General features: G+C 70.3%; 18 protein-coding genes. 9 read left to right on the forward strand and 9 right to left on the reverse strand.

The features are described 5' to 3' along the window. Positions 1–160: 160 nt before the first annotated feature. Positions 161–997, forward strand: a complete 837-nt coding sequence (locus ACTWPW_RS46540) for a DUF559 domain-containing protein (RefSeq protein WP_443172519.1) — start codon at positions 161–163, stop codon at positions 995–997. An 83-nt stretch (positions 998–1,080) separates the two neighbouring features. Here ACTWPW_RS46540 and ACTWPW_RS46545 read toward each other — a convergent pair whose 3' ends face one another. Next, positions 1,081–1,251 (reverse strand): hypothetical protein, encoded by a 171-nt coding sequence (locus tag ACTWPW_RS46545; RefSeq protein ID WP_443172520.1) that lies wholly within the window; start codon positions 1,249–1,251, stop codon positions 1,081–1,083. Between the two features lie 366 nt (positions 1,252–1,617). Continuing rightward, positions 1,618–2,802, reverse strand: a complete 1,185-nt coding sequence (locus tag ACTWPW_RS46550; RefSeq protein ID WP_375111510.1) for a cytochrome P450 — start codon at positions 2,800–2,802, stop codon at positions 1,618–1,620. Between the two features lie 437 nt (positions 2,803–3,239). Between ACTWPW_RS46550 and ACTWPW_RS46555 the strand changes: the two genes are divergently transcribed. The 8 genes from ACTWPW_RS46555 (at position 3,240) to ACTWPW_RS46590 (ending at position 11,100) form a co-directional block, all read left to right on the forward strand. Continuing rightward, complete coding sequence (locus ACTWPW_RS46555) at positions 3,240–4,037, forward strand: fumarylacetoacetate hydrolase family protein (protein ID WP_375111527.1); 798 nt, start codon at positions 3,240–3,242, stop codon at positions 4,035–4,037. Then, positions 4,034–5,335 carry an enolase C-terminal domain-like protein gene (locus tag ACTWPW_RS46560; RefSeq protein ID WP_375111509.1) on the forward strand — a complete coding sequence of 434 codons (1,302 nt, stop codon included), beginning with the start codon at positions 4,034–4,036 and terminating at the stop codon, positions 5,333–5,335. The genes ACTWPW_RS46555 and ACTWPW_RS46560 overlap by 4 nt, the downstream gene beginning before the upstream one ends. 15 nt (positions 5,336–5,350) lie before the next feature. Continuing rightward, entirely contained in the window at positions 5,351–5,626 is a 276-nt protein-coding gene (locus ACTWPW_RS46565) for a hypothetical protein (protein ID WP_443172521.1), read from the forward strand. Positions 5,627–5,738: 112 nt separating this feature from the next. Continuing rightward, a complete protein-coding gene (locus tag ACTWPW_RS46570; protein WP_443172522.1) occupies positions 5,739–6,482 on the forward strand; it encodes an SDR family NAD(P)-dependent oxidoreductase in 744 nt (247 codons plus the stop codon). A gap of 7 nt (positions 6,483–6,489) precedes the next feature. After that, on the forward strand, positions 6,490–7,512 hold the full coding sequence (locus ACTWPW_RS46575; RefSeq protein WP_364125998.1) for a sugar ABC transporter substrate-binding protein: 1,023 nt from the start codon (positions 6,490–6,492) through the stop codon (positions 7,510–7,512). Next, entirely contained in the window at positions 7,512–8,990 is a 1,479-nt protein-coding gene (locus ACTWPW_RS46580; protein ID WP_375111506.1) for a sugar ABC transporter ATP-binding protein, read from the forward strand. The genes ACTWPW_RS46575 and ACTWPW_RS46580 overlap by 1 nt, the downstream gene beginning before the upstream one ends. After that, a complete protein-coding gene (locus ACTWPW_RS46585; RefSeq protein ID WP_375111505.1) occupies positions 8,987–9,976 on the forward strand; it encodes an ABC transporter permease in 990 nt (329 codons plus the stop codon). Before ACTWPW_RS46580 ends, ACTWPW_RS46585 begins: the two co-directional genes overlap by 4 nt. Continuing rightward, positions 9,976–11,100, forward strand: a complete 1,125-nt coding sequence (locus ACTWPW_RS46590; protein ID WP_375111504.1) for an aldo/keto reductase — start codon at positions 9,976–9,978, stop codon at positions 11,098–11,100. Before ACTWPW_RS46585 ends, ACTWPW_RS46590 begins: the two co-directional genes overlap by 1 nt. A gap of 48 nt (positions 11,101–11,148) precedes the next feature. Here the strand turns inward: ACTWPW_RS46590 and ACTWPW_RS46595 are convergent, their stop codons facing one another. The 7 genes from ACTWPW_RS46595 to ACTWPW_RS46625 form a co-directional block, all read right to left on the reverse strand. After that, on the reverse strand, positions 11,149–12,354 hold the full coding sequence (locus ACTWPW_RS46595; RefSeq protein WP_443172523.1) for an ATP-binding protein: 1,206 nt from the start codon (positions 12,352–12,354) through the stop codon (positions 11,149–11,151). A 153-nt stretch (positions 12,355–12,507) separates the two neighbouring features. After that, positions 12,508–13,455, reverse strand: a complete 948-nt coding sequence (locus ACTWPW_RS46600; protein WP_443172524.1) for a DNA polymerase ligase N-terminal domain-containing protein — start codon at positions 13,453–13,455, stop codon at positions 12,508–12,510. 94 nt (positions 13,456–13,549) lie between these two features. Further along, positions 13,550–14,230 (reverse strand): FadR/GntR family transcriptional regulator, encoded by a 681-nt coding sequence (locus ACTWPW_RS46605; RefSeq protein WP_375111501.1) that lies wholly within the window; start codon positions 14,228–14,230, stop codon positions 13,550–13,552. A gap of 25 nt (positions 14,231–14,255) precedes the next feature. Further along, positions 14,256–15,278 (reverse strand): MBL fold metallo-hydrolase, encoded by a 1,023-nt coding sequence (locus ACTWPW_RS46610; protein WP_375111500.1) that lies wholly within the window; start codon positions 15,276–15,278, stop codon positions 14,256–14,258. Between the two features lie 43 nt (positions 15,279–15,321). Beyond that, positions 15,322–16,437: a steroid 3-ketoacyl-CoA thiolase gene (locus ACTWPW_RS46615; protein WP_364126017.1), complete on the reverse strand. Its 1,116-nt coding sequence runs from the start codon at positions 16,435–16,437 to the stop codon at positions 15,322–15,324. A gap of 42 nt (positions 16,438–16,479) precedes the next feature. Next, positions 16,480–17,469 (reverse strand): sigma-70 family RNA polymerase sigma factor, encoded by a 990-nt coding sequence (locus tag ACTWPW_RS46620; protein WP_375111499.1) that lies wholly within the window; start codon positions 17,467–17,469, stop codon positions 16,480–16,482. 101 nt (positions 17,470–17,570) lie between these two features. After that, the gene (locus ACTWPW_RS46625; protein ID WP_443172536.1) at positions 17,571–18,512 is read right to left on the reverse strand and encodes an NADP-dependent oxidoreductase; all 942 of its coding nucleotides are present in this window, start codon (positions 18,510–18,512) and stop codon (positions 17,571–17,573) included. Positions 18,513–18,550: the final 38 nt, after the last annotated feature.

The following is an 18,550-nucleotide window of genomic DNA, read 5'->3' on the forward strand; positions in this document are numbered from 1 at the left end:
CACTCACAATCCCCTCACCGAAACCCACACTGCCCCCACCCCCGCCCACACTCCCCCCACCCCGACCCGCCCTCCAGGCGCTCCCACGGCGCCATCGGACGCTTCGGCAAGTCATTCATGGCCCGGTGTGCAACCGCCCTCGACCTCAGACACCGCATCCTTGATCGCACGCGTCGGCCGCATCACCCGCGTGGTCCCGCAGGCCGTAGCCTCCCGCCAGACGGCGGCGCACATCTGGGGCCTCCAGGTCCTCCCCATCCCGGAAGCCGACTGGCCCGTCGAGCTGACCGCCCCCGACCACCTCGCCATCCCAGGCTGCGTGACTTACGTGGCCCCTCTCCCCAGCGAGGACGTCACCGAGCACAAGGGCATCCGGATCACCACGATGGAGCGCACGGCCCTCGACTGCGCCCGCTGGCTGCCGCGCATGGAAGCCGTGGCCGCCCTCGACCAGTTCGCCCGCCGGGGAGTCGACCTGGAAGCCCTGTGGCATCGCCCGCTCAACACGTGGCGCCTGCGCGACACGCTCAGCCTCGCCGACCGGGGAGCCGCCTCACCGAGGGAGAGCTGGCTCAGGGTCATCCTGGTGGACGGCGGCCTCCCCAGGCCCACCACCCAGATCCGGGTGGAGCTGGGAGAGGACCGATCCGCCTACCTCGACCTGGGCTGGGAGGAGTTCAAGGTCGCGGTCGAGTACGACGGGCGGGAGCATCACACCTCGATCGCCGACCAGCAGCACGACACCGACCGGCGGGAAGAGCTACGGCGGCGGGGCTGGCGGGTGATCGCCGTCCGGAGGGACGTCATCCCCGGCCAGATCGCCGACCTCCTCCACCACGTGGCCGACGCATTGATCGAAAGCGGCTGGCAGCCGGGCCCTGAGCGCACCAACCGCATCCTCGCCCGCATCCGCGCAGCCCGCCGCAAACCCCGCTACCGGTTACCCGGCCAGGTCCCGACCAGGACCTGGTCGGGGCCCGCTCGCTCACGCCGCTGACGCTCCCTCATCACCAGGCACGGCCAACCACACCGACAAACCGCCCCGTCCGTCGGCCACGCTCCGCCACGGCCACGGCCCCTTCACATCTCCGTCACAGCAATCGCCACGGCGACGGTGACGGCGACGGCGACGGCGACGGCCACGGTGACGGCGACGGTGACGGTGACGGCCACGGTGACGGCCACGGTCACGGTCACGGTGGTGGTGACGGTCGCGGTGGCGGCGATGACGTCGGCCACAGCCACAGCCACAGCCACGTCTCCGTCACGGCCACGGTGGCGGCGATGACGGCGGCCACAGCCACAGCCACGGCTACGCGGTGGCGACGGCAACAGCAGCGACGGCGCGGCGACGATGGGCATGGCTACGTGGCGGCGACGGCCTGCGACAGCGACGGCGACGGCGGTGATTACGGCGGTGGCCATGGCTACGCGACGACTACCGCCACCGCCACCGCCGACTCCACGGCCACGGCCACGGCTGTCGTCACGGCCGCCGCGGCAGCTATGGCCACCGTTGCCGCGTCACCCTCAGCGGCGCCGGCTGCCTGCGTCGTCAGGGCCGTCGCTGCGACGCGGCTGTCCGACGCGTCGCTGGGGCCCGGGCAGCGCCGGCGATCAGCCGATGGTCACCGGCAGTTCCTTGATGCCGTTGATGAAGTTCGAGCGCAGCCGCCGGGCCTCGCCGGACTGGTGCAGGCGGGGGTGGCGGCGGGCCAGTTGCTCGAAGAGGATCCGGAGCTCCAGTTTGGCCAGGTGGTTCCCCAGGCAGAAGTGGGCGCCCCCGCCGCCGAAGCCGATGTGGGGGTTGGGGTCGCGGCCGATGTCGAAGGTGTCGGCGTCGGGGAAGACGGAGGTGTCGCGGTTGGCCGAGGCGTAGAAGACCACGACCTTGTCGTCGGCCTTGATCTCCTGCCCGCCCAGCACCTGGTCCGTCGTCGACGTACGGCGGAAGAGGTTGACCGGGGAGACCCAGCGGACGATCTCGTCGGCGGCCGTCTTCGCCAGGGCCGGGTCGGCGACCAGGCGGTCCCACTGGTCGGGGTGCTCGAAGAGGGCGAGCATGCCGCCGGAGGCCGCGTTGCGGGTGGTCTCGTTGCCGGCCACCACCAGGAGGAGGACGAAGAGGTCGAACTCGTCCTCACCGAGGGTTTCGCCGTGCTCGTCCGGCTGGAGGAGCTTGGTGACGATGTCGTTCCTGGGGTTGACCCTGCGCTGGGCGGCGAGCTGGTTGGCGTAGGCGTAGACCTCCATGGCGGCCGCCGAGCCTTCCTCGGGGGAGGAGGAGTAGTCGGGGTCCTGGGCGCCGATCATGCGGTTCGACCAGTTGAACACCTTGTCGCGGTCCGTCACCGGGGCCCCGAGGAGCTCGCAGATCACGTAGAGGGGCAGGGGCGCGGCGACTTCGGTGACGAAGTCGATCTCGCCGGTCAGCTTGTCGAGGAGGTCGTCGCAGATGTCGCGGATGTGTTGTTCGAGGGCTCCGATCGTGCGCGGGGTGAAGCCCCGGTTGACCAGGGAGCGCCGCCTCGTGTGCTCAGGCGGGTCCTGGTTGAGCATCATGAGGCGCTGCAACGCGATCTGGTCCTCGGGCAGGTCGTCGAAGAGGGCGAGCTTACGGTGGGAGGAGAAGAGGTCGGAGTGCCGCGAGATGTGCACGACATCCTCGTATCGGGTCACGGCCCAGAACCCGGGCTCGCCCTCGTGCCAGTGGACGGGGGAGTTCGCGCGCAGCCAGGCGAGTTGGTCGTGGGGTGGGCCGGCTGTCGCGTAAAGGTCCCTGTCGACAAGGTCGATGTGCACGCGGTTTCACCTCTTGATCAAGCGCTTGGTTACGCTGTACTGAAACGTGTTCTATTACGTGTCTGTACGGCCGTCAAGGACGGCGGTGGATCGTTCCTGGTCCATCAGGGTCCGGATATGGGTCCGGCGTGGGCCGAAGCCGCTTCGTGGCGACCATGCGCCGGATCAATGGGGTTTGTTTGTCGTCCGATGTTTTGCTGGAGAGGATTTCGGCCGGGTGAATCCAGCGGTCGGAGCGGTTAACTCGGTTCACAGTGGACAAGGTCCTCCAAAGGGTGTATTTCGAGGTCACGGATCGGATGTATCCATCTCGGCGCCCTTGACACACTCCGTCTCGTCGCACCAGCATCGAGACACAAGACATCGGATGTATAGCTGAAGGGTGCGGTGTGAAGCTGCTGCGAGTAGGACCTGTCGGCCAGGAGCGACCGGTGGTCATGGACGACGCCGGCAACCTGCGCGACATCGGGGAGCCCGACATCGACGGTGCTTTCCTCGCCTCTGGGGGAGTGGCGCGCGTCCGCGACGCGCTGGAGCGCGGTGCCCTGCCCGTCGTCGAGGCCGAAGGGCTGCGGATCGGCGCCCCCATCGCGCGTGCGGGGAAGATCGTCTGCATCGGGCTGAACTACAGCGACCACGCCGCCGAGTCGGGGGCCGAGGTGCCGGCCGAGCCGGTGGTGTTCATGAAGGCGAGCAACACCATGGTCGGCCCGTACGACGAGGTGCTCGTGCCTCGAGGCAGTGTGAAGACCGACTGGGAGGTGGAGCTGGCCGTGGTCATCGGACGGCAGGCCCGCTACCTCGGCAGCAAGGAGGAGGCGCTCGGCGTGATCGCCGGGTACGCGATCTCCAACGACGTGTCCGAGCGCGAGTTCCAGCTCGAGCGCGGCGGGCAGTGGGACAAGGGCAAGTCCTGCGAGACGTTCAACCCGCTCGGCCCATGGCTGGTGCCGGCCGACGAGGTGGGCGACCCGCAGAGCCTGCCCATGCGCCTGTGGGTGAACGGCGAGCTGCGCCAGGACGGCGACACCAAGAACATGATCTTCGATGTGGCCGAGATCGTGCGCTACCTGAGCCAGTTCATGGTGCTGGAGCCGGGCGACGTGATCAACACCGGCACGCCGGCCGGCGTCGCGATGGGGATGGCGGGGCAGCCGTACCTGCGGGCCGGTGACGTGATGGAGCTGGAGATCGAGGGGTTGGGGCGGCAGCGCCAGACGGTGGGACAGGCATGACGGCCGCGGGCACGTACCGGATCGTGGGGGTGGAGACGCACGACGTGCGCTTCCCGACCTCCCGCGAACTCGACGGCTCTGACGCGATGAACCCCGATCCCGACTACTCCGCCGCCTACGTGGTGCTCAAGACGGACGACGGGTACGAGGGGCACGGGTTCGCCTTCACGATCGGGCGCGGGAACGACATCCAGACCACGGCCATCAGTGCGCTGGAGCCGTACGTGCTCGGCAAGGACGTCGAGGACCTCGGCGCTCTGTACAAGGACATGGTCAACGACTCGCAGCTGCGCTGGCTGGGGCCGGAGAAGGGCGTCATGCACATGGCGATCTCCGCCGTGGTCAACGCCCTGTGGGACCTCAAGGCCAAGCGGGCGGGCAAGCCGCTGTGGCGGTTGTTGTCCGAGATGTCGCCTGAGGAGATCGTCGAGCTCATCGACTTCCGCTACCTGAGCGACGCGCTGACCAAGGACGAGGCCCTCCGGATCCTGAAGAGCCAGGAAGGGGGGAAGCAGGCGCGGATCGAGCAGCTGGTGGAGACGGGCTATCCCGCGTACACGACCTCCCCGGGGTGGCTGGGATACGACGACGAGAAGCTGCGGCGGCTCTGCAAGGAGGCGCTCGACCAGGGGTTCGGGCAGATCAAGCTCAAGGTCGGCGCCGATCTGGACGACGACCGGCGGCGGTTCAGGGTGGCCCGGGAGGTGTGCGGGGCCGATTTCCCGATCGCGATCGACGCCAACCAGCGCTGGGACGTCGGCTCGGGCATCGAGTGGGTCAACGCGCTGCGCGAGTTCAACCCGCACTGGGTGGAGGAGCCGACGAGTCCGGACGACGTGCTCGGGCACGCCGCCATCGCCCGGGGCATCGCGCCCGTTCCGGTGGCCACCGGCGAGCACGTGCAGAACCGCATCGTGTTCAAGCAGCTCCTGCAGGCCGAGGCCATCTCCTACGTGCAGATCGACTCCGCCCGCGTCGGCGGGGTCAACGAGAACCTGGCGATCCTGCTGCTGGCGGCCAAGTTCGGCGTGCCGGTGTGCCCGCACGCGGGCGGCGTCGGGCTGTGCGAGCTGGTGCAGCACCTGTCGATGTTCGACTTCGTGGCGGTCACCGGGACCATGGACGGCCGCGTGATCGAGTACGTCGACCACCTCCACGAGCACTTCGTGGACCCGGTCGTCATCCGCGGCGGCCGGTACGTGGCGCCGTCCAGGCCCGGCTTCAGCGCGGAGATGCGCGCGGAGTCGATCGCCGCCCACACCTTCCCCGACGGTGAGGTCTGGAGGGACGACACATGACCAGGCCGGCATGCGGTGACCGACGCCCGGACGGGGGCTCGGGAAGATGCCCGGGCCCAGGTCCGGGAAGGCGTCCAGGTCGCGGCCTGGGAGGGCGTCCGGGCCGCGGCCTGCGAGGGCGTCCGGACCGGAGTCAAGGAGGGCGTCCGGGCCGGGAGCTGGGCCGACGTGCCGATCGGGCTCATGGTGAGCGGGCTCGTGGTGAGCGGACTCGCGGCGAGCGGGCTCGTGCCGATCGGGCGCGTGGTGAGCGGGCTCGGACGGCGGTGCGTGAGCTGGTGGGACGCGTGACGGGCCCGCCGGCGGGAGAGCGGCCCGCACGGGCGCGTGGCGAGCGGGCCGGCGGTCGGCGAGGGACAGACGGGCCCGTGAAGGGCAAGGCGATCGAGGGTTGGAGGGGCGTGTGAGTTTGAAAGCGGTCGTGACCGGCGGTGGGTCCGGGATCGGGCTGGCTGCGGCCACCGCGCTGGCCGGACGTGGCATGAAGGTCGCGTGCCTCGACCTCAACCCGTCCGGCGAGCCGTTCATCGGGATCAAGGCCGACGTGACCGACGACGCCGGAGTGCGGGCGGCGGTGGCCGAGGCCGCCGAGCGGCTGGGCGGCATCGACGTGCTCGTCAACAACGCGGGCATCGGCGCACAAGGAACGATCGAGGACAACCCGGACAGCGAGTGGCACAAGGTGTTCGACGTCAACGTGCTCGGCATGGTCCGGGTGGCGCGGGCGGCGCTGCCGTACCTGAGGAGGTCCGAGCACGCCGCGATCGTCAACACCTGCTCGATCGCCGCCACCGCCGGGCTGCCGCAGCGGGCGCTCTACAGCGCCACCAAGGGCGCGGTGCTGTCGCTGACGCTCGCCATGGCGGCGGACCACATCCGTGAGGGCATCCGGGTCAACTGCGTCAACCCGGGCACCGCCGACACCCCGTGGGTCGCCCGGCTGCTGGACGCGGCCGACGACCCCGAGGCGGAACGCGCGGCGCTCAACGCCAGGCAGCCGATGGGCCGCCTGGTCAGCGCGGAGGAGGTCGCCGCCGCGATCGCCTACCTCGCCAGCCCCGAGGCCGGCTCGACCACCGGGACCGCGCTCGCGGTGGACGGCGGCATGCAGGGGCTGCGGCTCCGGCCAGGCAACCAAGGAAGGTAATCCCCCCATGAAGTTCGGACGGGTGGCCGCGGTCGCGGCCCTGTTGACGGTCGTCACCGCGTGTGGCTCAGGCACCACGACGGAAGGAGGGAGCGGCGGCGGGAAGGTCGGGATCGATCACCCCCGGGCCGACTCCGACTTCTGGAACTCCTACATCAAATACGTCCCGCAGATGGCCGGCGAGCTCAAGGTGGACCTCATGCCCGCCACGAACTCGCAGAACGACGTGGCCAAGCTGGTCAACAACGTGCAGGCGCTGACCGGCCAGGGCGCCAAGGTCATCGTCATGGCCCCGCAGGACACCGGCGCGATCGCCAATACGCTCCAGCAACTGGAGAACAAGAAGATCCCCGTCGTGACCGTCGACACCCGGCCGGACAAGGGCAAGGTCTACATGGTCGTACGCGCCGACAACCGCGCGTACGGCACCAAGGCGTGCGAGTTCCTCGGCGAGAAGCTCGGCGGCAAGGGCAAGGTCGTGCAGCTCCAGGGCGCGCTCAGCTCGATCAACGGCCGTGACCGGTCGGAGGCGTTCCTGGAGTGCATGAAGGCGAAGTTCCCCGGGATCACGGTGTTCAGCGAGCCGACCGAGTGGGAGGGCAGCAAGGCGGCGTCCATGCTGCAGACCCGCCTGGAGCAGAACCCGGACATCAAGGGCATCTACCTGCACGCAGGCGGCGTACACCTGGCCCCGACGCTGCAGGTGCTCAAGCAGAAGGGCCTGCTGGTCCCGCCGAGCGACCCCAAGCACATCTTCGTGATCTCGAACGACGGGATCCCGCAGGAGTTCGAGTCGATCCGGAAGGGTGACATCGACGCGACGGTGTCGCAGCCGGCCGACCTGTACGCCAAGTACGCCCTCTATTACGCCAAGGCCGCAGCCGAGGGCAAGACGTTCAAGCCGGGCCCGACCGACCACGACAGCACGATCATCCAGCTGCCGAACGGCCTGGAGGACCAGCTCCCCGCGCCCCTCGTGACCAAGGAGAACGTGGACGACAAGGCCCTCTGGGGCAACCAGGTCAAGTAATGAGCATTCACGTCGAAGCCCGAAACGTCGTCAAGCGCTTCGGCCCCACCACCGCGCTGAACGGCGCGGAGATCGCGATCGCGGAGGGTGAGACCCACGCGCTCGTCGGCAGGAACGGCGCAGGGAAGTCCACCCTGGTGTCGATCCTCACCGGGCTCCAGCGGCCGGACGAGGGCGAGGTGCGGTTCTCGGGAGAGGCGGCGCCCGCCCTCGCCGACCGCGACGCCTGGCGGCAGCGCGTCGCGTGTGTCTACCAGAAGTCCACGATCATCCCGGCGCTGACGGTCGCCGAGAACCTGTTCCTCAACCGCCAGTCGGCCAGGGGCACGATCAACTGGCGGGCGCTGCGGGTCAGGGCACGCGAGCTGCTGGACACGTACGAGGTGGACGTGGACGCGCAGGCGCTGGCCGGGGACCTGAGCGTGGAGCAGCGCCAGCTCGTGGAGATCGCCCGCGCGCTGTCGTTCGGGGCCAGGTTCATCATCCTCGACGAGCCCACGGCCCGGCTGGACGGGCCGGCGATCGAGCGGCTGTTCGCGCGCATGCGGTCGCTGCGCGAGCAGGGCGTCACCATGATGTACATCTCCCACCACCTCGACGAGGTCTACGAGATCTGCCAGAGCGTCACGGTCTTCCGCGACGCCCGGCACGTCGCGACCAGGCCGGTGGCCGACCTTCCGCACGACGAACTGGTCGCCGCGATGACGGGGGAGGCCACGGCGGCGTACGAGTCCCGCTCCCGCACCCCCTCCGACGCCGTGGTGCTGTCGGGTGAGAGCCTCACGCTGGCCGGCCGCTACACGGACATCGACCTCTCCGTCAGGTCGGGCGAGGTCGTCGGCCTGGCCGGCTCCGCGAGCAGCGGCAAGGTCGGCCTGGCCGAGACCCTGGTCGGGCTGCGTAAGCCCGACTCCGGCACCGTCATGGTCAACGGCACCCGGGTCAGGCCCGGCGACGTGCCCGCCGCCATGAAGGCCGGGCTCGGGTTCGTCCCGGAGGACCGCCACCACGAGGGCTTCGTCCCGCTGCTGTCGGTGGGGGAGAACGCGACGTTCCCGATCGCCCGCAAGCTGGGCCGCTACGGCGTGGTCTCCCCGGCGAGGCGCCGGGCGAAGGCGGAGCAGATGATCGGCATTCTGGACATCAAGACCGAAGGGCCTGACCAGCCCGTCGGTGACCTTTCCGGAGGGAACGCACAGAAGGTGGTGTTCGCCCGGGCGCTCGTGGACGACCCGAACGTCCTGGTCGTGATCAACCCGACCGCCGGCGTCGACGTCAAGGCCAAGCAGGCCCTGCTCGGCGCCGTCGAGGACGCGGTCGAGCGGGGAGCGGGGGCCGTCGTGGTCTCCGACGAGCTCGACGACCTGCGGATCTGCGACCGGGTGCTGGTGATGTTCCACGGCAGGGTCGTCAAGGACGTGCCACGTGGCTGGACCGACCACGAGCTCGTGGCCGTGATGGAAGGCATAGAGGAGTGACCACTTTGACTGCGCCGGCCCCCCGGCTGCGGCTGACCAGGTTCCGCGACCTGACGCTCGTTCCGGTGATCGTGATCCTGCTCGTGGTGGGCGCGTTCCTGGACCCGACCTTCCTGACGGCGGGCAACCTGACGAACGTGCTCCAGCAACAGGCGGCGATCTCGCTGCTCGTGCTGGCCGAGGCGATGATCCTGATCGCCGGCAAGTTCGACCTGTCGCTGGAGTCCACGGTCGGCACCGCGCCGGCCATCGCGGTGATGCTGGTGATCCCGGCGTCGGCGGGCGGATTCGGCATCGGGCTGCCCGGGATGCTGGTGATCCCGCTGGCCCTGCTCATCGGGGCGGCGATCGGGGCGTTCAACGGCTTTTTGATCATCAGGTTCCAGCTGTCGGCGTTCATCGTCACGCTGGCCATGCTGATCATCGTGCACGGCTTCCTGCAGGGGCCGACGGAGGGCAAGACGTTGTTCGAGCTCCCCAGCTCGATCCTCTACCTGGGCAGCGCCATGTGGCTCGGCCTGCCGGCGGCCATCTGGATCGCCGGCGTGCTGTTCGCGGCGGGCATCTTCGGGCTCGGCTACCTCAGGCTGGGCCGGTCGCTGTACGCGATCGGCGGCAACACCGACGCGGCCCGCGCCGCCGGCATCCGGGTGGACCGGGTGCTGTACGGCGTGTTCATCCTGGGCGGCACGCTGGCGGCGCTGGCCGGCATCCTGGAGACCGGACGCCTCGGGGCAATCGGCAACAACCAGGGCGTCGGCTGGATCTTCATGGTGTTCGCGGCGGCCGTCATCGGCGGCGTCAGCATGGACGGCGGCAAGGGCACGATCCTCGGCGCGCTCACCGGCGTGCTGGTGATCGGCCTGGTCCAGAACATCCTCACCCTCATCGGAGTCTCGGGCTTCTGGCAGCCGGTCATCTACGGTGCGATCATCCTCATAGCCCTGATGATCAGCCGGATAGCAGGCGGAAAGGCACAAGATTGATGCGACGCGGGATCGACCTGCCACGGTACGGCTTCGGCGGCGCCCCCCTCGGCAACCTGTACGACGAGGTAGCCGAGGAGCAGGCCCGCGCCACGGTGGACGCCGCCTGGGAGAGCGGGGTACGCCTGTACGACACCGCGCCCCACTACGGCCTGGGCCTGTCGGAGCGCCGCCTGGGCGTGGCCCTGGCCGGCCGCTCCGGCTACCTCCTGTCCACGAAGGTCGGCCGCCTGCTCAGACCGAAGCCGACCAGGCCCGCCCACGGGGACACGGGCCCGTCCGGTGCGGGCCACGGCGGCGCGGGCACCCTGGGTGAGGGCCGCGACGGCGCGGTCGCGTCCGGTGCGGGCCGCGACGACGTGCGTGCGTCTGGTGAGGGCCGTGACGGCGCGGGCGTGTCCGGTGCGGGCCCGGTGGCCACGGGCGGCGCGTCCGGTGCGGGCCGCGACGACGAGGGCTTCGACGTGCCCGCCGAGCTGGAGCGGGTGTGGGACTTCAGCCGCGACGGCGTACGGACCTCGCTGGAGGAGTCCCTGGCCCGCCTCGGGCTCCCGGCGGTGCACCTCGCCCTCATCCACGACCCCGACGACCACGTGGAGCAGGCGATCGGGGAGGCGTTCCCGGCGCTGGCCGAGCTGCGGGCCGAAGGGCGGATCCAGGCGATCGGCGTCGGGATGAACCAGTGGCAGGCGCCGCTGCGCTTCGTCCGCGAGACCGACATCGACGTGGTCATGCTCGCGGGCCGCTACACCCTGCTCGACCAGTCGGGCCTGCCGCTCCTGGAGGAGTGCGCCGAGCGGGGCGTCAAGGTGCTGGCCGCCGGGGTGTTCAACAGCGGCATCCTGGCCACGCACGAGCCGTCGGGCACCTACAACTACCAGCCGGCACCGGCCGACCTGGTGGACAAGGCGCGCAGGATCGCGGCGGTGTGCGAGCGCCACGGGGTCACGCTGCCCCAGGCGGCCATGGCCTTCCCGCTGCGCCACCCGGCGATCGCCACGATCGTCCTGGGCGCGCGGGCACCGCAGGAGGTCGTGGAGAACGCCGCCCTGTGGTCGCGGCCGGTGCCGGAAGCGTTGTGGGCGGAGCTGGTGGCGGAGGGGTTGCTGCCGGGCCAGGGGTAGCGCATCCGCACGGCCCGCCGCCTCCGACGAGCCCGGCGGGCCGGCGGTTCAGCCGACCTCCCAGAGTGCGCTGACCGGCATGGCGCGCATCCGGTCGCCGAAGGGCAGGGTCTGTGTGCCGGTGTACAACACCACGCCTGCGACGAAGTCGTCTCCGAGCCGGTCGGCGAGGTGCTTGAGACCTTTGAAGTCGTCGGCTCGTACGGTGGACGCCGCCTTGACCTCGACGCCGACCACGCGGCCTTGCCGGTTTTCCAGCACGGCATCGACTTCGGTGCCGTCCTTGGTCCTGTAGTGATACAGCTCGGCCAGCTCGTCCGACCACGTGAGCTGCCGAGCCAGCTCCATGAGCACGAACCCTTCGAGCAGCGGCCCGAAGGCGCCGCCAGGGCGGACCAGCCCGCGAGCGTCGGTTCCCAGCATGTTCGCCGCCACACCGGAATCCACGAACGCCACTTTCGGCGTGCCGACGGCGCGGTTACTGAGATTCCTGGACCAAGCCGGGATCCGCTTGATCAGGAACACCTCCTCGAGCAGGACGAGATATCGGTTCACCGTGCTCGCGGACGCGCCGAGCTCGGTGCTCAACGTGTTCGCGACCAGCAATTGGCCGGAACGGGCCGCGAGGAGGCGGATGAGCGCCTGCATCTGGGGGCCACGCTCGATCTCCGCGAGCTGCCGCACATCACGTGCTATCAGATCACCGACGTAGGAGTCGAAGAATCGTCCTCTGCGACGCGAGCTGTCGCGGGAGGCCGCTTCCGGGAAACCGCCACGGACGAGCCGCTCCGTGTAATCCACTCGGGTGACCTGGGAGTTGTGCCGGAGCATGGGCCCTTCCGAGAAGATCGCGTCGACGAAGCGATCCGCCGTGCCGTCGATCTCGCCTTGCGCGAACGGCCACAGCTCGATGGTCTCCATTCTCCCCGGCAGAGTGTCGGGGAGATCTCTCAGTCCCAAGAGCCGGGACGACCCGGTGAGCAGATAGCGGCCCGGCCTCGGGTCTTGATCTACCTGCGCCTTGATCGCCAGCACCAGATCGGGGACTCTTTGTATCTCGTCGATCACCATGAGGTCGGGGAAGGACACGAAGCCGTCCGGGTCGGCGAGAGCCGACTGCCTCGTCACCGCCGTGTCGAGGTTTCGCCATTCCGCCTCTTGGTTCTTCGCCAGCAGCCGCACCAGCGTGCTCTTGCCGCATTGGCGGGCACCGTTGATCAGGACGACCCTGGTGTCGCGCAGTGCCTCGGCCACGGTCCGTTCGGCGTGTCGGGGGAGGAGGGCGCCCATCGGAGAGTTGGCCATATCCCCAGCATGGCACACATCGCTGACGCGATGGTCGCTGCTCCTTTGGTTGCTTGGCCGCCATGATACTGATGATCTGGTCGCCGTATTCAGGTTGGCCGGTCATGGCGGGATGAGGAGCCAGGACTTGGACGGTCCCGGCTCGTACGTCGAGTCCAGCCGCTTGGCGACCATCCCCGGCAGCCCCTGCTCCCGCGCCGCCTGCCGCACCGGCCCCGCCTCCCCCGGCCAGGACGGCGCCGTCTGCCAGTGGGCGCCGGTCAGCTCCAGCGCCTCCAGCGCCGCCCGCCGGGCCGTGTACGGCTCCTCGACCAGCGAGCGCCCGTCGTCGTACAGGAGGTCGTAGAAGACGAGGATCTCCGCGCCCCCGAGCGTGGCCAGCTCCCCGTCCAGCACCGCCGTGCGGCTGCCGAACGACTCCGCCAGCCCCCGCAGCCACGGATGCTCCCGGGCGGCGTCCGTGCGGCCCCCGTCGATGGGCACCAGGAGGCGGCGGCCGCCCCAGGCGAACTCGAAGGCGTAGGAGGAGGTGTCCTTCGGGGGTCTGGCGCGCGAGGTGGGCAGCATGGGCTCCAGGGCCGGGAACGGGTCGCGGACCGGGGGGTCCATGCGGTGGATCATCCAGTTCTTGCCCCGCGTCCGGAACAGCACGAACCGGCCCGAGGCCCGCTCCCCGTGCAGGACGAACTTGACCTCGCGATCCGACCACTTCTCCGTGTCGTACGTGCCGGTGTCCCAGACGGTCATGGTGCCGCCGCCGTACTCGCCCTTCGGGATCTCGCCGTGGAAGGTGAGGTACTCCATCGGGTGGTCCTCGGTGTGCACGGCCAGGTGGTTGGTGCCGGGGTCGGCGGGCAGGCCCTTGGGGACGGCCCAGGACACCAGGACGCCGTCGCGTTCGAGGCGCAGGTCCCAGTGCAGGGAGCGCGCGTGGTGCTCCTGGATGACGAACGCCCGGCCATCGGAGGGGGCGGGGGAGGCGTCGGGGACGGGCTCGGGGGTACGGTCCGGGTCGCGCTTGCTCCGATACTTCTTCAGTTTGTCGGACACAAGACCGGTACTACCCTTCCGAGCTCTCCCCGATCATCAGCGCCGGAAGCGCCGGACATGCCGGAGTCCTCCGACGTGCGCGCCGCCCCGGTGATCAGTCCAGCTCCAGCGCCTTGCGCAGCCACGACTCCACGCCCGCCACGTGCACGGTGGCCCAGGAGCGGGCGACGTCGGCCTGGCGGGCGGCGATGGCCTCGTAGATCGCGGTGTGCTGCTCCCGCGTCTTCTCCATCGCGCCCTCCTGCGTGAGACCCCGCCAGATCCGGGCCCGGGTCGTGGGGCCCGACAGGCTCTCGATGAACGAGCACAGCACGCTGTTGCCGGAGCCCTGCGCGATCCGGTGGTGGAACTGCAGGTCGTTGGCCACCAGCTCCTCGACCGTGGGCCGGGCGGGCAGCGACTCCAGGATCACCCGAAGCTCCTCGATGTCGGCCTCGCTCATCTGCTCGGTCGCCATCGCCGTGGCGGCCGGCTCGAGGATCCGCCGGACCTCGAAGAACTGCAGCACCGTGTCGTCGCGGTGCAGGTCGAGCACGAACGACATGGTGTCCAGCAGCAGCCGGGGCTCCAGGCTGGTGACGTAGGTGCCGTCGCCCTGCCGCACGTCGAGCACGTTGATCAGCGACAGCGCGCGCACGGCCTCGCGCAGCGAGTTGCGTGACAGGCCGAGCCGCTCGGCGAGGTCGGCCTCCTTCGGCAGCCGGTCGCCGGGGGCCAGCTCGCCCGAGACGATCATTTGCTTGATCTTGTCGATGGCCGCGTCGGTGACCGCCACGCTTTTCTCCCTAGACATCGGATGTCTAGGAGTCTAGGGCGTGGAAGCGGACCGGTTCGACACCGGCCAGGCGGCGGATCTGCCCTCTGGCCTCCAACGTGCGCAAATGGGCGGCGGCCTCGCCGGCCGCCATGCCTCTCAGCATGGGGGCCAGCTCGTCCCACGGCTTGTTCCAGGTCATCATCGCGGCGGCCTCCCAGATGGTCAGCGGTTCCGGCCGCTGGGCCAGGAGGGCGCGCAGCCGTTCGAGCTTCTCCTCGTGATGGTGTCGGATCTGGGCGGCTCGCGCGGCTACATCGGGAAATATCCATTCATGGGCGGGCAGGGCGTCGAGGGAGCCGAGGTCGCTGACGCGGTCCAGCGACTCCAGGAAGTCGCTCAGGGGATCGACGTCGTCCCGGTCATAGGGATAGATCCCGATGTGCGGGGTTATGTCAGGCAGGACGTGGTCGCCGGTGAACAGCCGGTCGGCGTCCTCCAGGTGCAGGCAGATGTGCCCCGGCGTGTGACCGGGGGTGTGCACGGCGCGCAGCTTGCGGCTCGGCAGGTCCACCAGGTCGCCGTCGCGCAGCTCGCGGTCGGGAAGCGCGGGCGGGGTGGGACGGCCGCCCATCGCCTGCCTTGCCTCGCCGGGGTCGGCTCCCGCCCGCCTGAGCATGTCGGTCTGGAAGGCGTCGTGCTCGCCGGCCGCGTACTCGGTCATGAGCCTGACCAGGGCCGCGTCGTTCTCGTGCATGGCGATCCAGCCGCCGGACGCCTCTCTGACCTGACCGGCGAGCCCGGCGTGGTCGGGATGGAAATGGGTGACGACCACCCCGCTCACCGTGGTCACGTCGATCCCGAGCGCCGCCAGGCCGCCGCTGAGCGCGTCCCAGGCGTCGGGGTGGTTCCACCCGGCGTCGACCAGCACGTGGCCCTTGGGCGACTCGACGGCGTAGACGAGGGTGTAGCCGAGCGGGTTGCCGGGGATCGGCACCGGCACGCTCCACACCCCGCCGCCGAGGTCCTGCGGCCGCTGTTCGGCGTACGGCCTGCGCCTGGTCTTCATGTTCCCCCGATTCGCGTGTTCGATCTTGCTGGACAGGCCGCGGTCAGCCGATCCGCTCCAGGATCGTCGCCGTGGACAGCGCCCCGCCCGCGCACATCGTGACCAGCGCGGTCGCCGAGTCCGACCGCTCCAGCTCGTGCAACGCCGTGGTGATCAGCCGAGCGCCCGTGGCGCCGACGGGATGGCCGAGCGCGATCGCGCCGCCGTTGACGTTGACCCGGTCGAGGTCGGGCTCGTGCACGCTCGCCCACGACAGGACGACCGAGGCGAACGCCTCGTTCACCTCGAACCGGTCGAGGTCGCCCATCGTCATCCCGGACGTCGCCAGCACCTTGGCCGTGGCCTCCACGGGCCCGTCCAGGTGGTAGTACGGCTCCGCCCCGACCAGCGCCTGCGCCAGGATCCGGGCCCGGGGCCGCAGCCCGTGCCGCCGCGCCGCCCGCTCGCTCATGACCAGCACGGCGGCGGCGCCGTCGGAGATCTGGGAGGAGGTGCCGGCGGTGTGCAGCCCGTCCTCCAGCACCGGCTTGAGCTTGGCCAGGCCCTCGACGGTGGTCTCGCGCAACCCCTGGTCCCTGCGTACGTCCCCGACGGGCACGATCTCCCGCTCGAACCGCCCGTCCGCCCACGCCTTGGCCGCCAGCCGCTGCGAGCGCGCCCCGAACCAGTCGAGCCGCTCGCGGGTGAGCCCGCGCCGCCGCGCGATCCGCTCGGCGGCGGTGAACTGGTCGGGCAGGTCGATGCTCCAGTCGTCCGGCCTGGGCCGGGCGGGCAGGACGTTGCTGCCCAGCGGCGCGCGGCTCATGACCTCGACGCCGCACCCGATGCCGACCTCGATCGCGCCCGCGCCGATCATCGCGGCCGCCAGGTGCACCGCCTGCTGCGAGGAGCCGCACTGGGCGTCCACGGTGGTGACGCCCGTCCGGTACGGCAGCCCGGCGTACAGCCACGAATGGCGCCCGACGTGCCCGCCCTGCTCCCCGGCCTGGGTCACGCACCCGGCGAACACCTGCTCCACGATCGCCGGATCGATGCCCGACCGCTCGACGAGCCCGTTCAGCGCGCCGGCCAGAACCTGTTGCGGTTTCAGCTCTGACAGCCATCCCGCCCGCTTGCCGATGGGCGTGCGAACGGCCTCGACGATCACAGGGGTGTCCATAGCCGCCTCCAGAACGATACTCTGGCGCGACTGTAACGCGTTCTACTTTGTTTCGGAACCCTCCCACTTGGCGGGCAGCCCGAACGTCTCGAACAGCGACTCCTCGAAGAACATGCCGACGTGGCCGAGCCGATCGCCGGAGAACGTCACCACCATGATCGCGAACTGCCCGTACACGCCGTCCTGGCGGTGATAGAGGGCGTAGGCCGGCTGGCCGTTGGCCGCGATCGGCACCAGCTTGAGGTCGCCGGCCGCCTTGGCGGGGCACTGCGTACGGACGAGCTCGGCGATCGTCTCCGGCCCCTGGTACCACCCGACGAACGGCGGCATCTCCCAGACCGCGTCCTTGGTGAACAGGTCGACCAGGCTGTCGATGTCGTAGTTCTCGAACGCCGCGACATACCGGTCGAGCTGGGCCCGCTGCTCCTGCGTCAGCGGCTCCACCGGGTCGTCCAGGCTCGGCGAGACCTCGTTGAGCTGGGCCCGGGCCCGCTGCAGGATGCTGTTGACCGCCGCCGTGGAGGTGCCGACCGCCTCGGCCACCTCGGCGGCCTTCCACTTGAGCACGTCGCGCAGGATCAGCACCGCGCGCTGCCGGGGCGGCAGGTGCTGCAGCGCGGCGATCAGCGCGAGCCTGATGCTCTCGCGCGAGGTCACGATCGTGGCCGGGTCGTCGCCGCCCGCGCCCGCCATGGCGTCGGGCATCGGCTCCAGCCAGGGCACCTCGCGGTCCTGCACCAGGGGTGCGCTCGCCTCGAGGCTCGGCGCGCCGAGCCCCGTCGGCAGCGGTCGCCTGGAGCGGCTGTCGAGCGCGGTCAGGCACGTGGTGGTGGCGATGCGGTAGAGCCACGTACGCAGGGACGAACGCCCCTCGAAGTTGTCATACGCCCGCCACGCGCGCAGATAGGTCTCCTGCACGAGGTCCTCGGCATCGTGCACCGAACCCATCATGCGGTAGCAGTGCGCCAGCAGCTCCCGCCGCATCGGATCAGCCAGCCGGAGGAAGTCCTCATTAATCGGCTTGTCGGTCATACCTCCCTGTATAGACGGCGCCACCGACAGATCGACGAGTTTTTCCCCCGGCCCCGGCAATTAGTGCGTTTCTCTTGACTCACCATTCATGACACGCCTGATCAGTGCGGGACGGTGAGGACGATCTTGCCCGTGGTCCGGTTGGTCTCGCCCAGCTCGTGCGCCTTGGCCGCCTCCGCCAGCGGCAGGGCGGCGGCGATCTCCGCCCGCAGCCGGCCCGCCTCGACCAGGGCCGCCAGCGCCCGCATCGCGGCCTGGTCCGGCTCGACCAGGATGGCCTCCGACCGGATGCCCAGCTCGGCCGCCCGCGCGTGCAGGCCGGGGTCGAGCAGGCTCAGGGCGAGCGAGACGATCGTGCCGCCCTCGCGCATGGTGCGCAGCGAGCGCGTCCCGTAGTCGCCGCCGATGGTCTCCAGCACCACGTCCACGTCCCGTACGACCTCGGCGAAGTCCGTCGTCCGGTAGTCGACCAGCTCGTCGGCGCCCAGCCCGCGCAGGAAGTCGTGCTTGGCGGCACTGGCGGTGCCGATCACGTAGGCGCCCCGCGCCTTGGCGATCTGCACCGCCAGGTGGCCGACCCCGCCGGCGGCGGCGTGGATCAGCACCCGCCGGCCCGCTCTCAGGCCGGCGACGTCCACGAGCGCCTGCCAGGCGGTCAGCGCGGCGAGCGGGAGCGCGGCCGCCTGGACGTGGTCGACGCCCTCGGGCTTGCGGACGAAGTGCCGCGAGGGGGCGGTCACGTATTCGGCGAAGGCGCCGTGGCCCTGCGGGTAGCGCAGCATGCCGAACACCTCGTCGCCCGGCTTGTAGAGCGCCTGCCCGACACCGGAGCCCTCGACCACGCCCGACACGTCGTAGCCCAGCACGAACGGCGGCGCCATGCGCAGGATGCCGCCGGTCGCGCGGGTCTTCCAGTCAGTGGGGTTGAGCCCGGCGGCCTCCACCCGCACCAGCACCTCGGTCGGGCCGGGCACCGGCTTGTCCACCTCGACCGTCTTCAGCACGTCCGGGCCGCCCAGGGCGTCCTGGCTGATCGCTCTCATCTTCATGTGTCCAGCCTGCTCGCCCGGGGCCCGGCCCG

The organism is Nonomuraea sp. KM90, from assembly GCF_052246675.1.
Classification (GTDB): domain Bacteria; phylum Actinomycetota; class Actinomycetes; order Streptosporangiales; family Streptosporangiaceae; genus Nonomuraea.

Bases quoted from the DNA above. Each gene is read 5' to 3' on its own strand.
- ACTWPW_RS46590 (WP_375111504.1), top strand. From the start codon at position 9,976: ATGCGACGCGGGATCGACCTGCCACGGTACGGCTTCGGCGGCGCCCCC.
- ACTWPW_RS46615 (WP_364126017.1), bottom strand. From the start codon at position 16,437: ATGGACACCCCTGTGATCGTCGAGGCCGTTCGCACGCCCATCGGCAAG.
- ACTWPW_RS46575 (WP_364125998.1), top strand. From the start codon at position 6,490: ATGAAGTTCGGACGGGTGGCCGCGGTCGCGGCCCTGTTGACGGTCGTC.
- ACTWPW_RS46560 (WP_375111509.1), top strand. From the start codon at position 4,034: ATGACGGCCGCGGGCACGTACCGGATCGTGGGGGTGGAGACGCACGAC.
- ACTWPW_RS46610 (WP_375111500.1), bottom strand. From the start codon at position 15,278: ATGAAGACCAGGCGCAGGCCGTACGCCGAACAGCGGCCGCAGGACCTC.
- ACTWPW_RS46555 (WP_375111527.1), top strand. From the start codon at position 3,240: ATGGACGACGCCGGCAACCTGCGCGACATCGGGGAGCCCGACATCGAC.
- ACTWPW_RS46625 (WP_443172536.1), bottom strand. From the start codon at position 18,512: ATGAGAGCGATCAGCCAGGACGCCCTGGGCGGCCCGGACGTGCTGAAG.
- ACTWPW_RS46620 (WP_375111499.1), bottom strand. From the start codon at position 17,469: ATGACCGACAAGCCGATTAATGAGGACTTCCTCCGGCTGGCTGATCCG.
- ACTWPW_RS46580 (WP_375111506.1), top strand. From the start codon at position 7,512: ATGAGCATTCACGTCGAAGCCCGAAACGTCGTCAAGCGCTTCGGCCCC.